A 15215-nucleotide genomic window follows, 5' to 3' on the forward strand; every position below is an offset into this window, starting at 1 on the left:
AACCGTCAAACCATGATGCGACTCAGACACTGGGGAAACCTTAGATAGAGGGACAACCGCGGAGTGGCATCCCTGGACGGTATGACCGTGTTCTGCAAACGACCGTCCATGGACCACTCTTCAAACACGAACAGCAGAACGGCGCGGCGTGTCCCATGGGACGTGTCCGGAACAAAGGTGTTGTGACCCCCCCACCCGCGAGACAATTCGGTGTCCGCCTCCCGAAGTACCGACGCTCCCTGTGTCTCGAAAACCTAAAGGTTTCGATACACCATTTCGGGGCCTTGGTCAGGGCTCCGAGCCCCGTGATTGTGGGACTGCTCCTGACTCGAAAACTTGTCTCGCCGTCTTCTGTCTCAGTAACGGCGACACGCCAGCTCGCAGCAGCATCCTCGCGGAGCCTCCTCCACCTCGATCCCGGGACTCCCACCATGGGGTATCGCCATCACGGCAGCTGCCACGCCACACACCCACATACGACATGGCAGGCCGGAAACCCGCCGATTCCACCCACTGCGGGCACGGAGACGACACTCAGTATTTCGGGCACCCTGCGGGGCTTAGACCACGGATGGCGCGTCGACCCGTTGGGACGTACCTCGCTGGTACCTGCCTCGCTGGTACAGGCCTGCTTCGGTGGGGGATGCAGGATTTTCGCAACATCTATGAGTACTGTCATAAGCATGCTTCCTTGTCCGGTGCTTCGATGCACAAATCCCGGTGCCGCCTTCGTGATGGATCGTCAGGGCCTAGGTGGTCGTTATCGCGAGGCCTACGTCTGCGCTGAACATAAGGCGCTGATCGACGCCGGGTCTCCGTGGCACCTGGAGAACCATTCCGTCGTGATCGGCCAGGACGTACCGCCGGTGCTGGAGAGCTGGTCTGCCCGGCCGAGCCTGGAGGCTGACGGCTTCACTCTTACTCTTCACATCGCGGGCCGGACCAACCCCGTTGACGTTTTTATGACACCGACAGAAGCAAGGACGCTGGCCGTGTTCATCAACGCAACCAACAGCGCCAGCGGCCGCCACCGTCTGTCAGCGCCTGAGGATTCGTTGATAGACCGGGCGCACTGATCGCCCGGCGCGCACGAGGTTCCCAAAAGCCTCTTCACCCCGGGGAATGCAGGATGCACGGCTATCCCCGGTCCTAGCCTTTTCCGAGATGGGCCGACGGGCCGGTGCGCCAGCAGCCCGGTCGACGGCCCACCTCGACGGGCAGCATTGTGACCATTTGCTCGGTGGCACCCAATGCCATCGGACCACCACTGACACTATGAGTAATTACTGCCCTCTCCACGCGCTGCGCATGCCTTCACTCCAGAGCGACGGAGAAGAGGTACGAGCCGTGGGGAGGTCAACGCGGAGTTCAGGCACTTCCCTACAGATGCCGGGCTTCCTTCAAGACACCGGGTTCATTCCTTCTCGGCAGTAAGTTCCAGACGCCATCCGAGCAGCCCACCCGTCCGTCTCACAACGTAATGGTTGCTTCGTACGCTGCAATCATCCATCCTCCCTCCGGTGAAGGGAGGACGGCGACAGAAGTTTCACCCCAGGTTCCGGGCCATCACTCGGATTACTGAGTACGCCCCTTACGCGCTGCGTACCGACTACTCGTGTGCATGTGTTCTCCGACCCCTTCTAATTCTATTAGGTGCGGCAGGAAATCAATTGGGGAAAGATATTGTGATCGCTTTGGAATTGATCAAAAAAGCAACTAATTCAACTCAATTTTCCGAAGCGTCCGGGCAGTCGTCGGCACTTCAGATCTCCGTCCTGGGCCCGCTGACCATTCGCCGGGGAGACACTACCCTCAACGCCAACGACCTGGGCGGACCCAAACCCCGCCAGGTACTCGAGATCCTTCTCCTGAGCTTCGGTCTGGCAGTATCCAAGACCCGCATCATCGATCTGCTGTGGAACGGCAACCCTCCGGCCGTCGCACTGCCGACCCTTGAAAGCTATGTCAGCGTCCTGCGCCGGCGGCTGCAGCCAGGAGCCGGCCGGACAGGTCCCCTGCGCACGGTCACGGGCGGCTACGTGATCGAGCCCTCGCTCGTGAGCCTTGATGCGAACCGGTTCGAAACTCTCACCAAGCAGGCCAGCGTGGCACCGCCACCGGTCGCGCTGCCACTGCTGGCCGAAGCACTCCAACTCGCTTCCGCCCCGCTGCTCGGCGACGAGCTGCTGCCGGCCTGGGCCGAAGAGGAACGGGCCCTGCACGCCGAGCGGGTCGGTCATACCCGTGTCCTGGCCGCGGAAACCGCGCTCATCATGGGAGATGTCGGGAGGGCGATCGCCTGGGCCCATGAAACGGTCCGGGAGGATCCTTTGAACGAACGGGCGTGGACCGCCCTTGTCCTGGGGCTGGAGCAGAACGGCGAGAACACCGAAGCGCTGAGGGTGTTCGACCGCTGCCGTAGGGTCATGGACGAGGAACTGGGCTGCGCGCCCAGCGGAGTCCTGAAGGAAGCACAGGCCAGGCTCCTGACGACCACCGGGACGACCAGCAGGACGACTACCGGGACGACTACCGGGACGACTACCGGGACGACGCACGCTGCGGCGCCTCCCCGGGCGTCGATGCGCGCGGTGACCGTCTCGGGTAACAGTCATCCCACGGCATCACTGCTACCCGAGACGGACACCGAGACGGACACCGAGACGCAGACCGAGACGCAGACCGAGCGCCTGCGGGTTCTGGTCATCGATGATCACACCACGTTCTCGGATCTGCTGTCCGGAGCACTGGACCGGGAACCTGATTTCATGAGTGTGGGAGCTGCTACATCGGTGGAGTCCGCCGCGACGATGTTCCGGGACCTGCGCCCCGACGTCGTCGTCATGGACCTGCATCTTGCCGATGGGTCCGGGCTGAACGCCGCCGAGCGGATCCTCTCCGAGGCACCGCAGGCCCGGATCGTCATGCTGACGGGCAACCCGTCCCAGGAAGCGCTGCGGGAAGCTGCCCGCATGGGAATCTGCGGGTTCCTTCCGAAGGACGGCGCCCTGGGAGTCATGCTCGACACCCTCCGGCACGCCCGCCCAGGGAACATGATCGTGCACCCGTCGCTGGTGGCCAGGCTGGGCGACGCTACCGGATCCGCGCCGGATCCTTCCGGAAAATAGCCGGGCACGCCGACCGTGCGGAAACTCCACGCAGGAAAAACCCACCACGCCACCACGCACGACACCACGCACGACACCACGACTGCCCCGGAAGTCACCGAACGACGCGAGGTCCGGGCAGCCGTCGCACGTTTTCTCACGGTCGGCTTCCTGGCCCTCGTCCTGGTGGCAACACCCGTTGCTTTCTGGATCCGAGCAGAAGCCGAACAGCACGCCCTGGCCAACGCCAGGGACATCACCCAACGCCTGGCCGACAACGTGGTCGGGCCATTGATCACGAACCAACTCCTTGCCCGGGAGCCCGCCGTGAAGGGATGTGCGATCGTGTCTGGTGCGCTTCCCTTCGATCGTTCCCACTCCCGTATACCGTTTCCTCGGCAGGGCGGACCAGCTCTAGACGTGGCAGTGCCACTGGCTTAGTGCGCAGGGTTACTGCGCGGTCCGGTTAGACCGCCGCAAAACCGGCAAGACCCGCCTGCATCAGTACATCGCCACCCACAAGGGGTGAACCTGAACCACGGAAGCAGGGCCCATCCTCGTGTCGACCGGATGCTCCTGAAGGGAGGCCAGCGACATGGAACGCACGAGAGGCTTAGCCTTGATCAGTAACACGAATCCGGTCAGGTTATCGAGCAGGGATTACAGACGAGTTGGCGGAGGATCGAACGTGCTGGATGAGTATGTGCAGCAGTGGAGTGCGATCCAGACGGTACGCGCAGCCGGTCTGAGGCTGGAAGACATCCTCACAACGTACTTCGAGCTCACCTGCGAGGGGGATGAACTCGAGCTACAGGGATATCTGTCCGGTCTGGTGATGGTTCCGGTGGCAGAGCGCGATCTGCTCGCCCAGGTCATCAATGAACTGCTCGACAGCACGGGCTCGCTGACCGATGGTGCGCAGTACAGCGACCAGGTCACCGCGTCGTCCTCCGGTTACAGCGACTACCTCCGCACCCTGACCCTCTCCCCCGACGACTACGACTTCGACGCCCTCCCAGCCGCAGAGCACAGCACCACCAGGGTTTCCGCCCTTGATTCCACTGCTGCCACGGGCGGGAAAGGGGACGACCCGGACGAGACCGACCCGGACGAGACCGAGTTTCGGCGCCTGCACGCGCTGGACGAGACGGGGTTGCTCGACACCGGGTCCGAGGAACGCTTCGATCGAATCACCCGCCAAGCCCGGGACCACTTCGGCGTCAGCTCGGCCTACATGGCCCTGATCACAGAAGACTCCCAGATCATCAAATCCGTCGTCGGGCCCCTCGCCCAGAACCTCCCGCGGAACCTCGCAATGTGCGCGAAAACCATCGAACAGGACCGCACCCTCGTCATTCCCGACGCGAGCATCCACCCACAATGGCTGGATCACCCCCTCGTCACGGGCCCGCTCGGAATCCGCTTCTACGCCGGCCACCCCATCAGCACAACCGACGGCATGCGCATCGGAACCATCTGCCTGACCGACGACCAGCCCCGAACCTTCACCAACTACGACGCGCAGGTCCTCAGACGCCTCGCCGCGCAGATCCAAATCGAAATCGGGATTTGAACGAAAAACCCAAGGTCCCGGTGATGCAGCGTGGATGCGGGTGAGCACCGTGTCGTAGATGACCACGAACATCAGTGCCCAGGCTGGCTGATGAAGAATGGCCCGGCGTCACCTGCGTACAAGATCTCGCTCACTGCTTGAGACGTCAGACAACGAAGGATCCCCCGAAATTGACGCGAACATGCGTCAATCCTCGAAGCTACGTCCAACTCGCCCACTCGCTCAGCGGAACTGATTCCTCAACGGGTGCTGGTCGATTTTTGGATGTGCGAGGGCGGCGGGTTCAACTAGTAGCCGGGCGGCGTCCTCTACTGGTCAGATTGTGTAGACCTGGGAAGTCGAGCCAGCGACGCAACTACCAGGACGGTGGGTCGACGGACTGGCTTCGGTCATGTACCCCCCACCGAAAGCGACATCTTCCCCGATGGCGACGGTGGCGAAACCCATGTCGATTCTTCCGGAGTCGTCGAAGTGAGTGCCGGCCGAAAACTCCAAGTTGTAGTAGGAGCCGTCTTTCATCCGGCCCTGAACGCAACCACTATCGGCGATGATCACGACTCCCTCCCAAAGTGCTTCGGGCCCCGATCGCCCCGCACGCGCTTCATCAGAAATGAACAACACACCACCGGTACCTGTATCAGGCGGCGGACTGCAAGCGGCGAGGACCAGCCCCGCGATAGCGGCCATGAAGACTGCTGGACGGCGATGTTGCATGTCGACACCTTTGGTCCGGGATCTCAGATCTCAGTGCACCACGCAGGCCAGTCTGTTTGGAGTGCCGGACCTGTAACGATATGAATGCATTGCTACCAGATCATTTGGCCGATCACGCTGGCCCCTAGGCCAGTACTCGCGGTTCCTGCAACCGAACGAGCGCGACGAGGGATCGTCCGACGGACGCCGTATCCGGCGGCGTGGTGACTTCGCGATCTGAAGTATCACTGGTGAGGTGGTGCCACGGAGACGTGCAAAGGAGCCGAGTGAAGGGTCCCGGTGCCGGTATGAACAAGTTCTTGGAAGAGGACAGGATCACCTCTGTCGGCCCGCTCGTCTTCGATCGCAATGAGTATGAAGCAGCCCTCAACAATGTGGCCGACCAACGCGGACGGAGCCACCTGCGGTACCGGCTCAGCACGGCGCCTTTGACCTGTACTCCGACCTGATCTACTCGTCCCGTGCAGGGATCCCTCACCGGACACCGCGCGTTTTCGCCACAGTTCATCTAGCAGTAGGGTTTAGGTCAGCCCGCCGCATGCGGAGAACGTTAGGGAAGCCTGATGAGAAAAGTCCAGACCGGAAAGCCTGTTTCAGTAGCAGCAACGGTTCTGTTTGCCAGCCTCTTAGGGGCGTGGTTGTATATCAGGATCCAACAGGGTTTCGCGCTCGGGGTCGCTGCCGATGCCGATGCCCAAATCTTCAGGATGGCTGCGGCGGCCCTACTGTTTGCGCCGTTCATCGCCCTCATCTACCTGTGCGTGAACCCTCAGACAGTGCTTCGGAACCGTTCATCGCCGGGAAGCCCCGCATTCGCGGCTCTGGGGTTCATTTGGCTCCTCTGTGGCCTGTTCCTCTCCCTCTTTGTTGGATTCGCCCCGTTCTAGGGAAGCTAGCCAGCAAAGGGCAACATGAGAACCGAACCTGCGCTCCGTTGAGGGATCCTCACGCGGTGCACGGTGGGCCCGACAGGGAAGTGCGTGCTGGTTTGAGACGGTGCTGCTTCCTGATGGCTCGGAGCGACTCGTCGAGTCGGAGGTAGAACGGACCGAAGGTGATCTAGATTCGGCACGTGGGTACAGCAGCCAAGGGCCGATCGCAGATCAACAAGCTTCTCCTCCTCTCCCAAGAACAATCCCTCCCTTTGCGCATCCTTCGCAACGTCGGCGGCTTGAGAACCGAATTCGGTGTTGTGGTCGACCTGTCTGAGGGATGGGTGGTCCTGGCCGAACTGCGCGAGGGAGTCCTCCGGGACGGCTACATGGCCTTTCGAACCAGTTCGATCAAGCGAGCTAGGGTCTTCGATACCTTCATCGGCTTCATCCGGGAGAACAACCCGTGGCCCCCGCACAGCCCGGTCGTGACCGCCGACCTAAGGAATCCTGGACAGCTCATACGGGCAGCCGTGAAGGCGGCAGGTGTCGTCTCGCTCTACAGGGAGGATAAGTATCCCGAACAACTGCTCATGGGTGTCCCGGTGAGGTGGAGTAAAAAGCGCCTGTGGCTCTTCACGATCGATGAGCATGGACGGTGGGAGTCGTTCCTGGATCGGTTCCGTTTGCGGAACATCACGCGGATCGGATTCGGCGGAACGTACGAGCGCGCCGTCTCATCGACGGCTGGTGTAATGCCAGAGTCAATTCCGGAGAAGGACGATCGTGGGAAGAAAGTACAGCTGCCGTCAAACGTACCGGGCACAGGAATAAGCGATCAGTCCTCGCCGTCCCGTTGAGGAATAGGCGAGCGACCACTCATCGCGCGACAGCTCCATTGACTCTTAAGTTAGTACGATTACGCCATGGCCCTTCGACCACTTACTCAGGACGACCGGGCGCTTTTGCGGCAGGCGACACTCGCCAACATGAACTGGAGCACACCACGATTTACGTTCGACGCCGTGGACGGCTCACACGAGATCGCGCACTACTTCAAGACCTTTCCCTCGACTCGTGACTTCGGGCTCCTGGATTACGAGGGAAACGCCGTCAGAGCGGTTGCCTGGCTCGTCTTCCTACCCGAGAGCGATCCCGGCTACGGGTTCGTCGACGCCGACACCCCGGAGCTGTCCATCACAACCTTCGAGGGGTTCCGCGGACAAGGCATCGGCGGCGCACTACTTCACGAGCTGATTGGTGTGGCCAGAACGCGGGGGCTCCAACGCATCAGCCTCAGCGTCGAAGACGGCAACGACGCCCGGCGTCTCTACGACCGAGCAGGCTTCCGAGTCGTCGGACGGAACGGTGCGTCAGACACGATGCTTCTCGAACTCGGCTAAGTCAGCGGACCTGCAAAAGGGCCCTGCCCGCTGACCGATCGTCAAGCGGCGGTTACTGCGCGCGTCATGTATGAGCTGTGCGGGTCCTCCTTATAGGAGCCAAAGGGCGGGCACGGACCGAAGCCGTGCTTGGCATAGAGTGCTCGGGCGGGCGCAAAAAACCCCATGCTTCCGGTCTCCAAGGAAATACGTCTAACGTTGCGTGCTCGGGCATCCGCGAGCATGTGATTCAGCAACTGGGACGCTATTCCCTGCCCCCGCATCTCAGGCTCCGTCCGCATGCTTTTGAGCTCCTCGTGCCCTGGCTCAAGCACCGCTAATGCGCACGTGCCCGCTATTCGCCGTTCGTGTAAAGCGACCCAAAGCCGAACGCCCGGCTGTCGCAGGGCAGGCATGTCCAGCGCGTGCTGACTCTCTTTAGGAGATTCCGGTGCCATATCCGCCAAGTGGGCACGCAGGAATACCTCGAGGGCGGGCTCCTCGAAATCGGCAAGTTGGATGGTGCACGTCATGGAAGAAGGATAGTGACCCCCTATTTCATGAGCGTTTCAGCATCGGCTCACGCGCGGTCTGGGAAGCCGGATGAGTATGCGATTGGACTTTCACTTACGGCTGGTGCTTTTACGATTCGCGACATAGCCATGCCGCGGGAGAACGCCCAGCCCTGGATCCAACCATTCAGGGCGGAGAGGTCGCCGTCGGGGCGGGGGCTGTCATTGAGCCTCAACAGGTCGTGTGCTCGTCCATTCGGCACGAAGTATCGAAAATACCTCCTTGTCGTAACGTTTCTCGTCGTAGACCCAACTGCTGCGAAGAACGCCGTCCGAACGCATGCCCAGTCGCTGCGCGACTGCAACGCTGCGGTCGTTGTCGGTGCGGCACCGCCATTCAACGCGGGACATCCCCCGCTCCACGAAGGCCCACTCCATGAGCAGTTCGACTGACCGGGTGATGAGGCCGCCTCCGACGGCATCGGGTTGGAGCCAGCAGCCGACCTCGCAAATGCCCCAAATGGGGTCAAAGGCGACGAACATCACGCCTCCAACGATCTTGCCTTCGTCCCAGAGGCCATAGATACGGGCTCCATCATTCGCGGTGGCTATGGCGTAACGCTGAAGGGTAGCCCGGGCACCATCGACGGTGTCGGTGACAAAAGTCGGTCCAACCCACGGCCGGATATGGTCTCGTGCCCTGCCCATATGCTCGGCAAACTCGCCGGCGTGCCACGTCTCAAGGGGCTTCAAGACAACCCCGTCTCTCACGACTGCTTCAAACATCGTTTCCTCCAGAGGGTGTGCCCAGGGTCTGGTTGCCACTGGGGGGTGAGTGCTTTCGGGCGTGTGCGGCGGCTACATGGCGGGGACTGAACCGGTTTTCGGCGGTGGAGCGCCTGCACAGAGTCGCTGGCAGGTGCGCTAGGTGTACTGGGCTGGGACGTTGTTGACGCTTGGGGCTTGATATGAGGAGGACCTCCGGGCTTAGTGGAGCTGTCTAGTTCCCACACTTCGCGACCGGAGGTCCTCGTGTCCCACGTTAATGCTCGTCTGACGGTGCATGGAAGACAGTTGCTTGTTGATCGGGTGGCGGCAGGTCGCCCGGTCGCCCATATCGCTGCTGAGTTGGGCGTGTCCCGGCAGACCGCGTACCGGTGGGTCGGCCGGTACCGGGCCGAAGGAACCGCGGGGCTGCGGGACCGTTCGAGCCGACCACGATCATCGCCCAGGCGTACCAGCGCCGATCGGGAACAGGAAGTCCTGCAGGCCCGGCAGGCTCTGCGCTTCGGGCCGTTGCGCATCGCGGCAGTCACGGGTGTCCCGGCACGCACCGTGACCCGGATCCTGCACCGCCATCAGGTGCCGCGGCTCGCGGACTGCGATCCGCTCACCGGGACCCCAATTCGTGCGTCGCGGGCGAGCTCGAACCGGTACGAGCGCACCACCCCCGGCGAGCTGGTCCACCTGGACGTCAAAAAACTCGGACGGATACCGGCCGGTGGTGGCTGGCGGGCGCACGGGCGTTCCGAGCAGGTCAGAGGCCGCGGCATCGGCTACGACTACGTCCACGTCGCCATCGATGATCACACCCGGGTCGGGTACGCCGAAGTCCTCCCCGACGAAAAAGGCGCAACCGCCGCGGGGTTCCTCGTCCGCGCCGGCATCTACTTCGCCGAACAAGGCATCAACCGTATCGAACGCGTCATCACCGACAACGCCTTCGCCTACCGCAACTCCGCCGCATTCGCCCGGGCCGTGGCGGACCTCGGAGCCGTTCAACGCTTCATCAAACCCCACTGCCCCTGGACCAACGGCAAAGCCGAACGCTTCAACCGCACACTCCAAACCGAATGGGCCTACCGCCAGGTCTTCACCAGCAGCGCTCAACGCCAAGCCGCCCTTGCACCCTGGCTCCAGCACTACAACACTGAACGCATCCACACCGGCATCGGAGCCACACCCATCACCCGAGTGTCACCAACCTGATGGCCCAGTACAGCTAGGTGCCCGACACGAGGTAGTTGCCTAGAGCCTCGAGCAGGTCACGGTAGCCTCTTTCGCGGTTCGGCCCGTCGGCCCAGAACTGGTCGAAGAAGACGCCGTGCTCGACGTGCGTGAACCGAGTGCCCCCTTCGATCGGTGCGAACTCGTACGACGCCACCGAGGTCGACATGTGGACCCCGTCGAGCCACATGTCGTACGTCGTGACGATCCGGTCGTGCTCCACGATGTCGGTGTATGTGGCCTCGTACCGCGAGACCGGACCGCCGTGGAACGCCCCCTCGTCGATGTCGCGTCCGCCGACGCGGAAGTCGAATACCCACTCGCCGGTCTCGACGGTGTCGCCGCCGCCAAACCAGTGCAGCTTCTGGTCCTCTGTGGCAAAGGCGTCCCAAACGCGCTCGAGGGGAACAGGGTAATCGCGTCTTAGGGTGAAGTCGGCGCGGGCGAGCCGGCGTTCGATCGTCATGAGTACGTTCCTATCGCGTGAAGGTGATGTGGATCGTGCCGCTCTCGGCCACTTCCGTCGTCACCTTGTGGGTGAGGTCGAGCCTGGGTAGGTCGTCCCATAGTCGGGTTCCCCGGCCGAGGACAACCGGGGCCATCATGAGGTGCAACTCGTCGACCAGGCCTGCGCGCAGAAAATCGCGCGCGGTGCTGACTCCACCGCCCACGCGCACGTCCAGGCCGCCTGCGGCGTCGGTCGCCTCGGCGAGCACGTCCTCGATGGCTCCACGGCGGAAGTGGAAGGTCGTACCGCCCTCCATCGGGATCGGCGGACGCGGTGCGGCGTGGGTAAGAACGTAGACCGGGGTCCCGAACGGCGGCCGCTCACCCCACCAGCCCTTCCAGTCCGAATCGTCGGGATACGACGTCAGGCCGAACATTGTTGCGCCCATGATCTCGGAGCCGACGCCCTGGAAGAACGCGGAGGCGTAGAAGTCATCAACGCCGGTCGTGCCGGTACCATCGGTCACACCGAAGCGCTCCTGCATCGTGCGGGTTGCGATATATGCCTCCGTGAGGCGCCCCCAGTCCTCACCCATCGGATTCTCCAGGGAACGGCCGGTTGTCGAGGTGTAGCCGTCCAGCGAAGTGAACAGGCTCATGCGGATGCGGGTCATGTCAGGTTTCCTTTGGGGTGGTGCGGATCAGGTGCAGGCCGAGCCGGTCGGCTTGGCGTTCAGCGGAGGTTCGTTGCTCCCCGAGCCACAGGTGCAGGACGTCGAGGGCGCCAGGTCGCAGGCTCACGGTGCGGACGCGTCCTTGCTTCTGCGACGTAACCAGACCGGCGTTTTCGAGCAGACGCAGGTGCTGCATGAGCGACGGCAACGCCATCTCGAAAGGCTCCGCGAGTTCGGACACGACCGCTGGGGACTTTGCCAGCCGCTCGACGATGGCTCGGCGTGTGGGATCCGCGAGAGCGCGGAGCACGGAGTCGAGCTCTTCATAATACTTAGGCACGCACCTAAGTGTTCGGGCCAGAGGATGAGGTTGTCAATCGATTCATCAAAAGAGCCTTGCGAACCGTGACACCGGCCATGGCTCACGCGGAAGAGTCGCGCAGTCGCAGACCGGATGTCAGTCCAAGGCAGGAAGAGACGCCGGCGCCCACCCGTAGCGTCCCGTGGCGAATCCGCTCACCGGACAGAGGCGGTCTCATCGGACTACCGCTCTCGAATGTTGGCATCGATTTGACCTGGAGCTTCCGTCGTAGAGAGGTTCTTTCAAGGCCGTCGACGACGACCGCAGCGCCAATCCAGGGCGCACCACTCATCTCGACGAGGGATTGGCTCCCACCAAGCATCGCTGTCGGCCGCTCGCCCAGGATCCTTCCGCACTTCCGCGAACACGATACCTAGATGCTGCGCCGTTAGGACGCCGAGCAAGCTCCCATGCGACTCGGTACCCACGACGACGGTCGGCGTCGAGTCAACGAAGAGCGCCGCGAGACCCGGACCGAGCGATGAGAGCGTGTCCGGACTTCGCCACCATCCGGTGACATCCGCTGGGAAGTCCGGATCGGTGCGGTCCCCCAGCCATCCAGAAGACTGACGAAGATGATCCCGCTTGTCAGATTCCTTCCGCATGAAACCGTCCTTGAAATATGACCTGAAAGCCTCAGCAGATGTTGGGCTAGCCGGCCTGCGGGACTGGGCCTTGACGTCTCACTTGTATTTTGCAAGTATAGCCGCATGAGCCTTTTCATCACCTGCCCGGTCGCGAGCGTCGAGCGTGCGACAACCTTCTACACCACCCTCGGCTGGACCCTCAACGCCGAGATGTCCGATCACAACGTGTCGTGCTTTGCGATCGCGCCCGAGCAGTACGTCATGCTCGGCAGCCGTGAGATGTACGCGAGCATCGGTGGAGCCGAGGAGCTGGTCGGCGGACCCGGCACGCCCTCGAAGGTCACGGTCTCGTTCGACCTCGACAGCCGCGCAGCGGTCGACGAACTCGTTGAGCGTGCCGCTGCCGCGGGTGGGCGGATCGGTGACACCGACGACTACCCCTTCATGTACCAGCGCCAGTTCGACGACCCCGACGGCTACCACTACTCGCCGTTCTGGATGAAGCCGGACACCGATCCGACCGCGTGAGCGACCTGGCCGCGGCCCTCGACGTCGTCGGAGCACGGTGGGCGCTACTGGTCGTGGAGCGGCTGCTCGACGGACCGCAGCGCTACGGCGATCTGCAGCGCAACCTCGGAGTGCCGACCAACATCCTCGCGACCCGGCTGCGCGAGCTCGAAGCGGCCGGCGTACTGTCCCGCCTGCCCCTGCGGCACAACACCCGGGCCTACGCGCTGACCGACCGCGGGCTCGCCCTGCGCGAGGCGATCGTCGCGCTCCGGCGTTGGGGCGCCCAGGAGGTGTAGGTATCGCGCCGGGCACACCCGCGCGCAGGCACCCGTGATTCCCGTGCGCGGTACCGGTCAGTCCTACGAGATACGTGCTGGTGACGACTGGGTGTCACTGTGCCGTGAGTACCCTGGAGGTCACTGCGTCCCGTCGTCATAGCTGGTTCCGTTGCACCGGCCATGACGGCCTGTGGGTGATTCCGGACTGGGAGAAGGTCGCGGAGCGCCCTACCTATCACGAGACCTGGGCCAAACGCCACTGCAATCCAACGAATCGCCCATAAACTCGTCCCGCAGAGGGACCGCTCAACCGACGTTCTGAATAGCAGGAGAGAAGGACCCCGTTTACGCCTGTGGGCCTCTCCATGCCATGTGGTGGCAGATCAGGTCGAAGCCGTTGCGCAGGTAGCTGCGGTGCGCGTCGTGCCGCGTATACCCAGTGTCGAGATGGAGTTCATCGCAGCCGCGGCGGATCGCCTCGTGTTGCAGGTGCCGCAACAGGCGACCGCCGTACCCGTGGCCGCGGTGTTCCGGCAGCGCGATCAGATCATCCAGGTACAAGATTCTGCCCCATGCCATTGTTGTCAGCTCACGGAAGCCTGCCGCGGCGACTATGCGCCCGTCGGCCTCGATTGCGACGATTTGGTACCCCGTGGATGACTGCTCGCGCCAACGAGCGACGAACGTGTCCTCATCCAGATGTGGTCGGAGTTCATGGAACGCGGGGAAGCAGCGTCGCGCCTGCTCCTCGTCGGCGACGATCAGGATCTCGTCTTCAGGGGTGCCCATCCCACCACACTATGAGATCCGCGCGGTCGAACGTCGAGTGACGTACCGGAACTGCACCAACGTGACTGAACCTCGGCGCTGGACGATAGGAGGTCGTCTGGCTGGGGTGGGGATGGGCAAGGAGTTCTCGTCGCTGCTGCACTGCATCGATTGGGGATCCTCTACGGGGACACTCTTCCTCGGTCGTTGAGGTCCTTGAACGCAATCACCTCTCCAAACAGTTCCTCGCCGGTAGGGATGAAACCCAGCTTGAGGTAGAACCCTTCTGGGCCATGTTCGCCGCGCTCCCACAGGACAGAGATGCGCTCCACGCCGCGGGCACGCGCCTCCTCCTCCAACGCATCGACGGCGAACCGTCCCACGCCGCGTCCTTGCGCGGACGCGGCTACATTGAGTCTCCAGATGCCGGCACGGAATGCTTCGATCTCGTGGTCGGGATCGAAGTTGCCCATGATGAAGGCCAGCACTTCGTCGCCGTCGACCACGAGTCGTGGCCAGGCTGTGAGTGTCACATAAGCTTCGGCGATCGATTGCACAACCGGCGCAACAAACGCTTCCTGTTCGGGCCGAAGTGCGATGCTGACGGCCCTACCGAGGTTCTCCGGAGTCAGGGTTGTGAGTTCCATGGCAGCGACGATAAACGCAGTTGCGGTCACCTACAGTCCTCATCGATAGAAGAACACCGCGCGTTAGTCGATCCTGCCGCACACTCTCGAGCACCTGGTGCCCGCACGCCGAACCCCGCGCCTTCCGGGCGTCCTTCCGGCGGCGTAGTGTCTGCGAACAGGTTCTGCTCCGAACCGGTGGCAGATGAAATGGGAGCTCAGATGCCTGGGAAGTACGTCGCGACCTCATCGGTCTCGATCAATGCGCCGACAAGCCGAGTATGGGCAGTCCTTACCGATCACGACTTCATCGAGGAGTTCATGTTCGGCACGGACGTCGTGACCGACTGGACGGTCGGCGGACCGATCGTCTGGCGCGGCATTTGGGAAGGCACGGCCTATGAGGACAAGGGCACAGTCCTCGCATTTCAACCCGGCCAGCGGCTGGTCGTGACCCATTTCAGTCCGCTCAGCCGCATGCAGGACAAACCGGAGAACTATCACACGCTCGCCTGGACGCTGGAGAGCGAAGCCGGCAAAACGTACTTGACGCTGGCTCAGGACAACAATGCAAGTGCCGAGGAAGCAGCGCACTCGAAGGGCATGTGGGACGCCGTTGTGACGGGTGTGAAGAGTATCGCCGAGCGAGAGTGAGCCGTGGACAAGTACCGAATCTACCGCTCTTGAGGTGGGAGTACAGACGCCCGGCAGCCGAGCAGATGGTCGTTCCCGCTCATTGCGTCGGCCTTAGGTGCGTTGAGTTGGGCGCCAAGAAGCGCACTCCGATTGGTGTGCCG

The 15215-nt window shown here is 62.7% G+C and carries 19 protein-coding genes; 11 read left to right on the plus strand and 8 right to left on the minus strand.

Going from position 1 to position 15215, the window contains the following annotated elements; all coding sequences use genetic code 11:
- Positions 1 to 665: 665 nt before the first annotated feature.
- The 4 genes from P5G52_RS13115 (at position 666) to P5G52_RS13130 (ending at position 4680) form a co-directional block, all read left to right on the plus strand.
- On the plus strand, positions 666 to 1076 hold the full coding sequence (locus P5G52_RS13115) for a hypothetical protein (RefSeq protein ID WP_301228026.1): 411 nt from the start codon (positions 666 to 668) through the stop codon (positions 1074 to 1076).
- 624 nt (positions 1077 to 1700) lie between these two features.
- Positions 1701 to 3128, plus strand: a complete 1428-nt coding sequence (locus P5G52_RS13120; protein ID WP_301228028.1) for a BTAD domain-containing putative transcriptional regulator — start codon at positions 1701 to 1703, stop codon at positions 3126 to 3128.
- A gap of 15 nt (positions 3129 to 3143) precedes the next feature.
- Positions 3144 to 3548 carry a hypothetical protein gene (locus P5G52_RS13125; RefSeq protein ID WP_301228030.1) on the plus strand — a complete coding sequence of 135 codons (405 nt, stop codon included), beginning with the start codon at positions 3144 to 3146 and terminating at the stop codon, positions 3546 to 3548.
- Positions 3549 to 3795: 247 nt separating this feature from the next.
- Complete coding sequence (locus tag P5G52_RS13130) at positions 3796 to 4680, plus strand: GAF domain-containing protein (RefSeq protein WP_301228032.1); 885 nt, start codon at positions 3796 to 3798, stop codon at positions 4678 to 4680.
- 315 nt (positions 4681 to 4995) lie between these two features.
- On the opposite strand, the gene P5G52_RS13135 is transcribed toward P5G52_RS13130, so the two are convergent.
- Complete coding sequence (locus P5G52_RS13135) at positions 4996 to 5235, minus strand: hypothetical protein (protein WP_301228034.1); 240 nt, start codon at positions 5233 to 5235, stop codon at positions 4996 to 4998.
- 722 nt (positions 5236 to 5957) lie between these two features.
- Here P5G52_RS13135 and P5G52_RS13140 point away from each other — a divergent pair.
- The 3 genes from P5G52_RS13140 to P5G52_RS13150 all read left to right on the plus strand — a co-directional run bounded on the left by P5G52_RS13140 (position 5958) and on the right by P5G52_RS13150 (position 7669).
- Positions 5958 to 6281, plus strand: coding sequence for a hypothetical protein (locus P5G52_RS13140; protein WP_301228036.1), 324 nt, complete (start codon positions 5958 to 5960; stop codon positions 6279 to 6281).
- 185 nt (positions 6282 to 6466) lie between these two features.
- Positions 6467 to 7126, plus strand: a complete 660-nt coding sequence (locus tag P5G52_RS13145; RefSeq protein ID WP_301228038.1) for a hypothetical protein — start codon at positions 6467 to 6469, stop codon at positions 7124 to 7126.
- A gap of 66 nt (positions 7127 to 7192) precedes the next feature.
- Positions 7193 to 7669 carry a GNAT family N-acetyltransferase gene (locus P5G52_RS13150; protein WP_301228040.1) on the plus strand — a complete coding sequence of 159 codons (477 nt, stop codon included), beginning with the start codon at positions 7193 to 7195 and terminating at the stop codon, positions 7667 to 7669.
- A gap of 41 nt (positions 7670 to 7710) precedes the next feature.
- Here the strand turns inward: P5G52_RS13150 and P5G52_RS13155 are convergent, their stop codons facing one another.
- Positions 7711 to 8181: a GNAT family N-acetyltransferase gene (locus tag P5G52_RS13155; RefSeq protein WP_301228042.1), complete on the minus strand. Its 471-nt coding sequence runs from the start codon at positions 8179 to 8181 to the stop codon at positions 7711 to 7713.
- A 201-nt stretch (positions 8182 to 8382) separates the two neighbouring features.
- Positions 8383 to 8946, minus strand: a complete 564-nt coding sequence (locus P5G52_RS13160; protein ID WP_301228044.1) for a GNAT family N-acetyltransferase — start codon at positions 8944 to 8946, stop codon at positions 8383 to 8385.
- Positions 8947 to 9192: 246 nt separating this feature from the next.
- Between P5G52_RS13160 and P5G52_RS13165 the strand changes: the two genes are divergently transcribed.
- Complete coding sequence (locus P5G52_RS13165) at positions 9193 to 10149, plus strand: IS481 family transposase (protein WP_301224114.1); 957 nt, start codon at positions 9193 to 9195, stop codon at positions 10147 to 10149.
- A 13-nt stretch (positions 10150 to 10162) separates the two neighbouring features.
- Here P5G52_RS13165 and P5G52_RS13170 read toward each other — a convergent pair whose 3' ends face one another.
- Genes P5G52_RS13170 through P5G52_RS13180 form a run of 3 tightly spaced genes read right to left on the minus strand, consistent with a single transcriptional unit; the run spans position 10163 to position 11628 of the window.
- The gene (locus P5G52_RS13170) at positions 10163 to 10633 is read right to left on the minus strand and encodes an SRPBCC domain-containing protein (protein WP_301228046.1); all 471 of its coding nucleotides are present in this window, start codon (positions 10631 to 10633) and stop codon (positions 10163 to 10165) included.
- Between the two features lie 10 nt (positions 10634 to 10643).
- Positions 10644 to 11288 carry a dihydrofolate reductase family protein gene (locus tag P5G52_RS13175; RefSeq protein ID WP_301228048.1) on the minus strand — a complete coding sequence of 215 codons (645 nt, stop codon included), beginning with the start codon at positions 11286 to 11288 and terminating at the stop codon, positions 10644 to 10646.
- 1 nt (position 11289) lies between these two features.
- Positions 11290 to 11628 carry an ArsR/SmtB family transcription factor gene (locus P5G52_RS13180; protein WP_301228051.1) on the minus strand — a complete coding sequence of 113 codons (339 nt, stop codon included), beginning with the start codon at positions 11626 to 11628 and terminating at the stop codon, positions 11290 to 11292.
- A gap of 731 nt (positions 11629 to 12359) precedes the next feature.
- On the opposite strand from P5G52_RS13180, the gene P5G52_RS13185 reads away from it, so the two are divergent.
- Together P5G52_RS13185 and P5G52_RS13190 are read left to right on the plus strand one after the other, a co-directional pair.
- The gene (locus P5G52_RS13185) at positions 12360 to 12764 is read left to right on the plus strand and encodes a VOC family protein (protein ID WP_301228053.1); all 405 of its coding nucleotides are present in this window, start codon (positions 12360 to 12362) and stop codon (positions 12762 to 12764) included.
- Positions 12761 to 13042 carry a winged helix-turn-helix transcriptional regulator gene (locus tag P5G52_RS13190; protein ID WP_301228055.1) on the plus strand — a complete coding sequence of 94 codons (282 nt, stop codon included), beginning with the start codon at positions 12761 to 12763 and terminating at the stop codon, positions 13040 to 13042. Before P5G52_RS13185 ends, P5G52_RS13190 begins: the two co-directional genes overlap by 4 nt.
- Before the next feature lie 327 nt (positions 13043 to 13369).
- Here P5G52_RS13190 and P5G52_RS13195 read toward each other — a convergent pair whose 3' ends face one another.
- Together P5G52_RS13195 and P5G52_RS13200 are read right to left on the minus strand one after the other, a co-directional pair.
- The gene (locus tag P5G52_RS13195) at positions 13370 to 13813 is read right to left on the minus strand and encodes a GNAT family N-acetyltransferase (protein WP_301228057.1); all 444 of its coding nucleotides are present in this window, start codon (positions 13811 to 13813) and stop codon (positions 13370 to 13372) included.
- A 161-nt stretch (positions 13814 to 13974) separates the two neighbouring features.
- Positions 13975 to 14439, minus strand: coding sequence for a GNAT family N-acetyltransferase (locus P5G52_RS13200; protein WP_301228059.1), 465 nt, complete (start codon positions 14437 to 14439; stop codon positions 13975 to 13977).
- 201 nt (positions 14440 to 14640) lie between these two features.
- Between P5G52_RS13200 and P5G52_RS13205 the strand changes: the two genes are divergently transcribed.
- Positions 14641 to 15072, plus strand: a complete 432-nt coding sequence (locus P5G52_RS13205) for an SRPBCC domain-containing protein (protein ID WP_301228061.1) — start codon at positions 14641 to 14643, stop codon at positions 15070 to 15072.
- Positions 15073 to 15215: the final 143 nt, after the last annotated feature.

This window comes from Arthrobacter burdickii (genome assembly GCF_030433645.1).
In the GTDB taxonomy this organism is placed as follows: Bacteria; Actinomycetota; Actinomycetes; order Actinomycetales; family Micrococcaceae; genus Arthrobacter_D; species Arthrobacter_D burdickii.

What these genes read in the sequence shown, in the direction of transcription:
- P5G52_RS13170 (WP_301228046.1), bottom strand. Translation starts at nt 10,633, where the DNA reads ATGACGATCGAACGCCGGCTCGCCCGCGCCGACTTCACCCTAAGACGC.
- P5G52_RS13195 (WP_301228057.1), bottom strand. Translation starts at nt 13,813, where the DNA reads ATGGGCACCCCTGAAGACGAGATCCTGATCGTCGCCGACGAGGAGCAG.
- P5G52_RS13175 (WP_301228048.1), bottom strand. Translation starts at nt 11,288, where the DNA reads ATGACCCGCATCCGCATGAGCCTGTTCACTTCGCTGGACGGCTACACC.
- P5G52_RS13160 (WP_301228044.1), bottom strand. Translation starts at nt 8,946, where the DNA reads ATGTTTGAAGCAGTCGTGAGAGACGGGGTTGTCTTGAAGCCCCTTGAG.
- P5G52_RS13150 (WP_301228040.1), top strand. Translation starts at nt 7,193, where the DNA reads ATGGCCCTTCGACCACTTACTCAGGACGACCGGGCGCTTTTGCGGCAG.
- P5G52_RS13115 (WP_301228026.1), top strand. Translation starts at nt 666, where the DNA reads ATGAGTACTGTCATAAGCATGCTTCCTTGTCCGGTGCTTCGATGCACA.
- P5G52_RS13205 (WP_301228061.1), top strand. Translation starts at nt 14,641, where the DNA reads ATGCCTGGGAAGTACGTCGCGACCTCATCGGTCTCGATCAATGCGCCG.
- P5G52_RS13155 (WP_301228042.1), bottom strand. Translation starts at nt 8,181, where the DNA reads ATGACGTGCACCATCCAACTTGCCGATTTCGAGGAGCCCGCCCTCGAG.
- P5G52_RS13140 (WP_301228036.1), top strand. Translation starts at nt 5,958, where the DNA reads ATGAGAAAAGTCCAGACCGGAAAGCCTGTTTCAGTAGCAGCAACGGTT.
- P5G52_RS13200 (WP_301228059.1), bottom strand. Translation starts at nt 14,439, where the DNA reads ATGGAACTCACAACCCTGACTCCGGAGAACCTCGGTAGGGCCGTCAGC.
- P5G52_RS13185 (WP_301228053.1), top strand. Translation starts at nt 12,360, where the DNA reads ATGAGCCTTTTCATCACCTGCCCGGTCGCGAGCGTCGAGCGTGCGACA.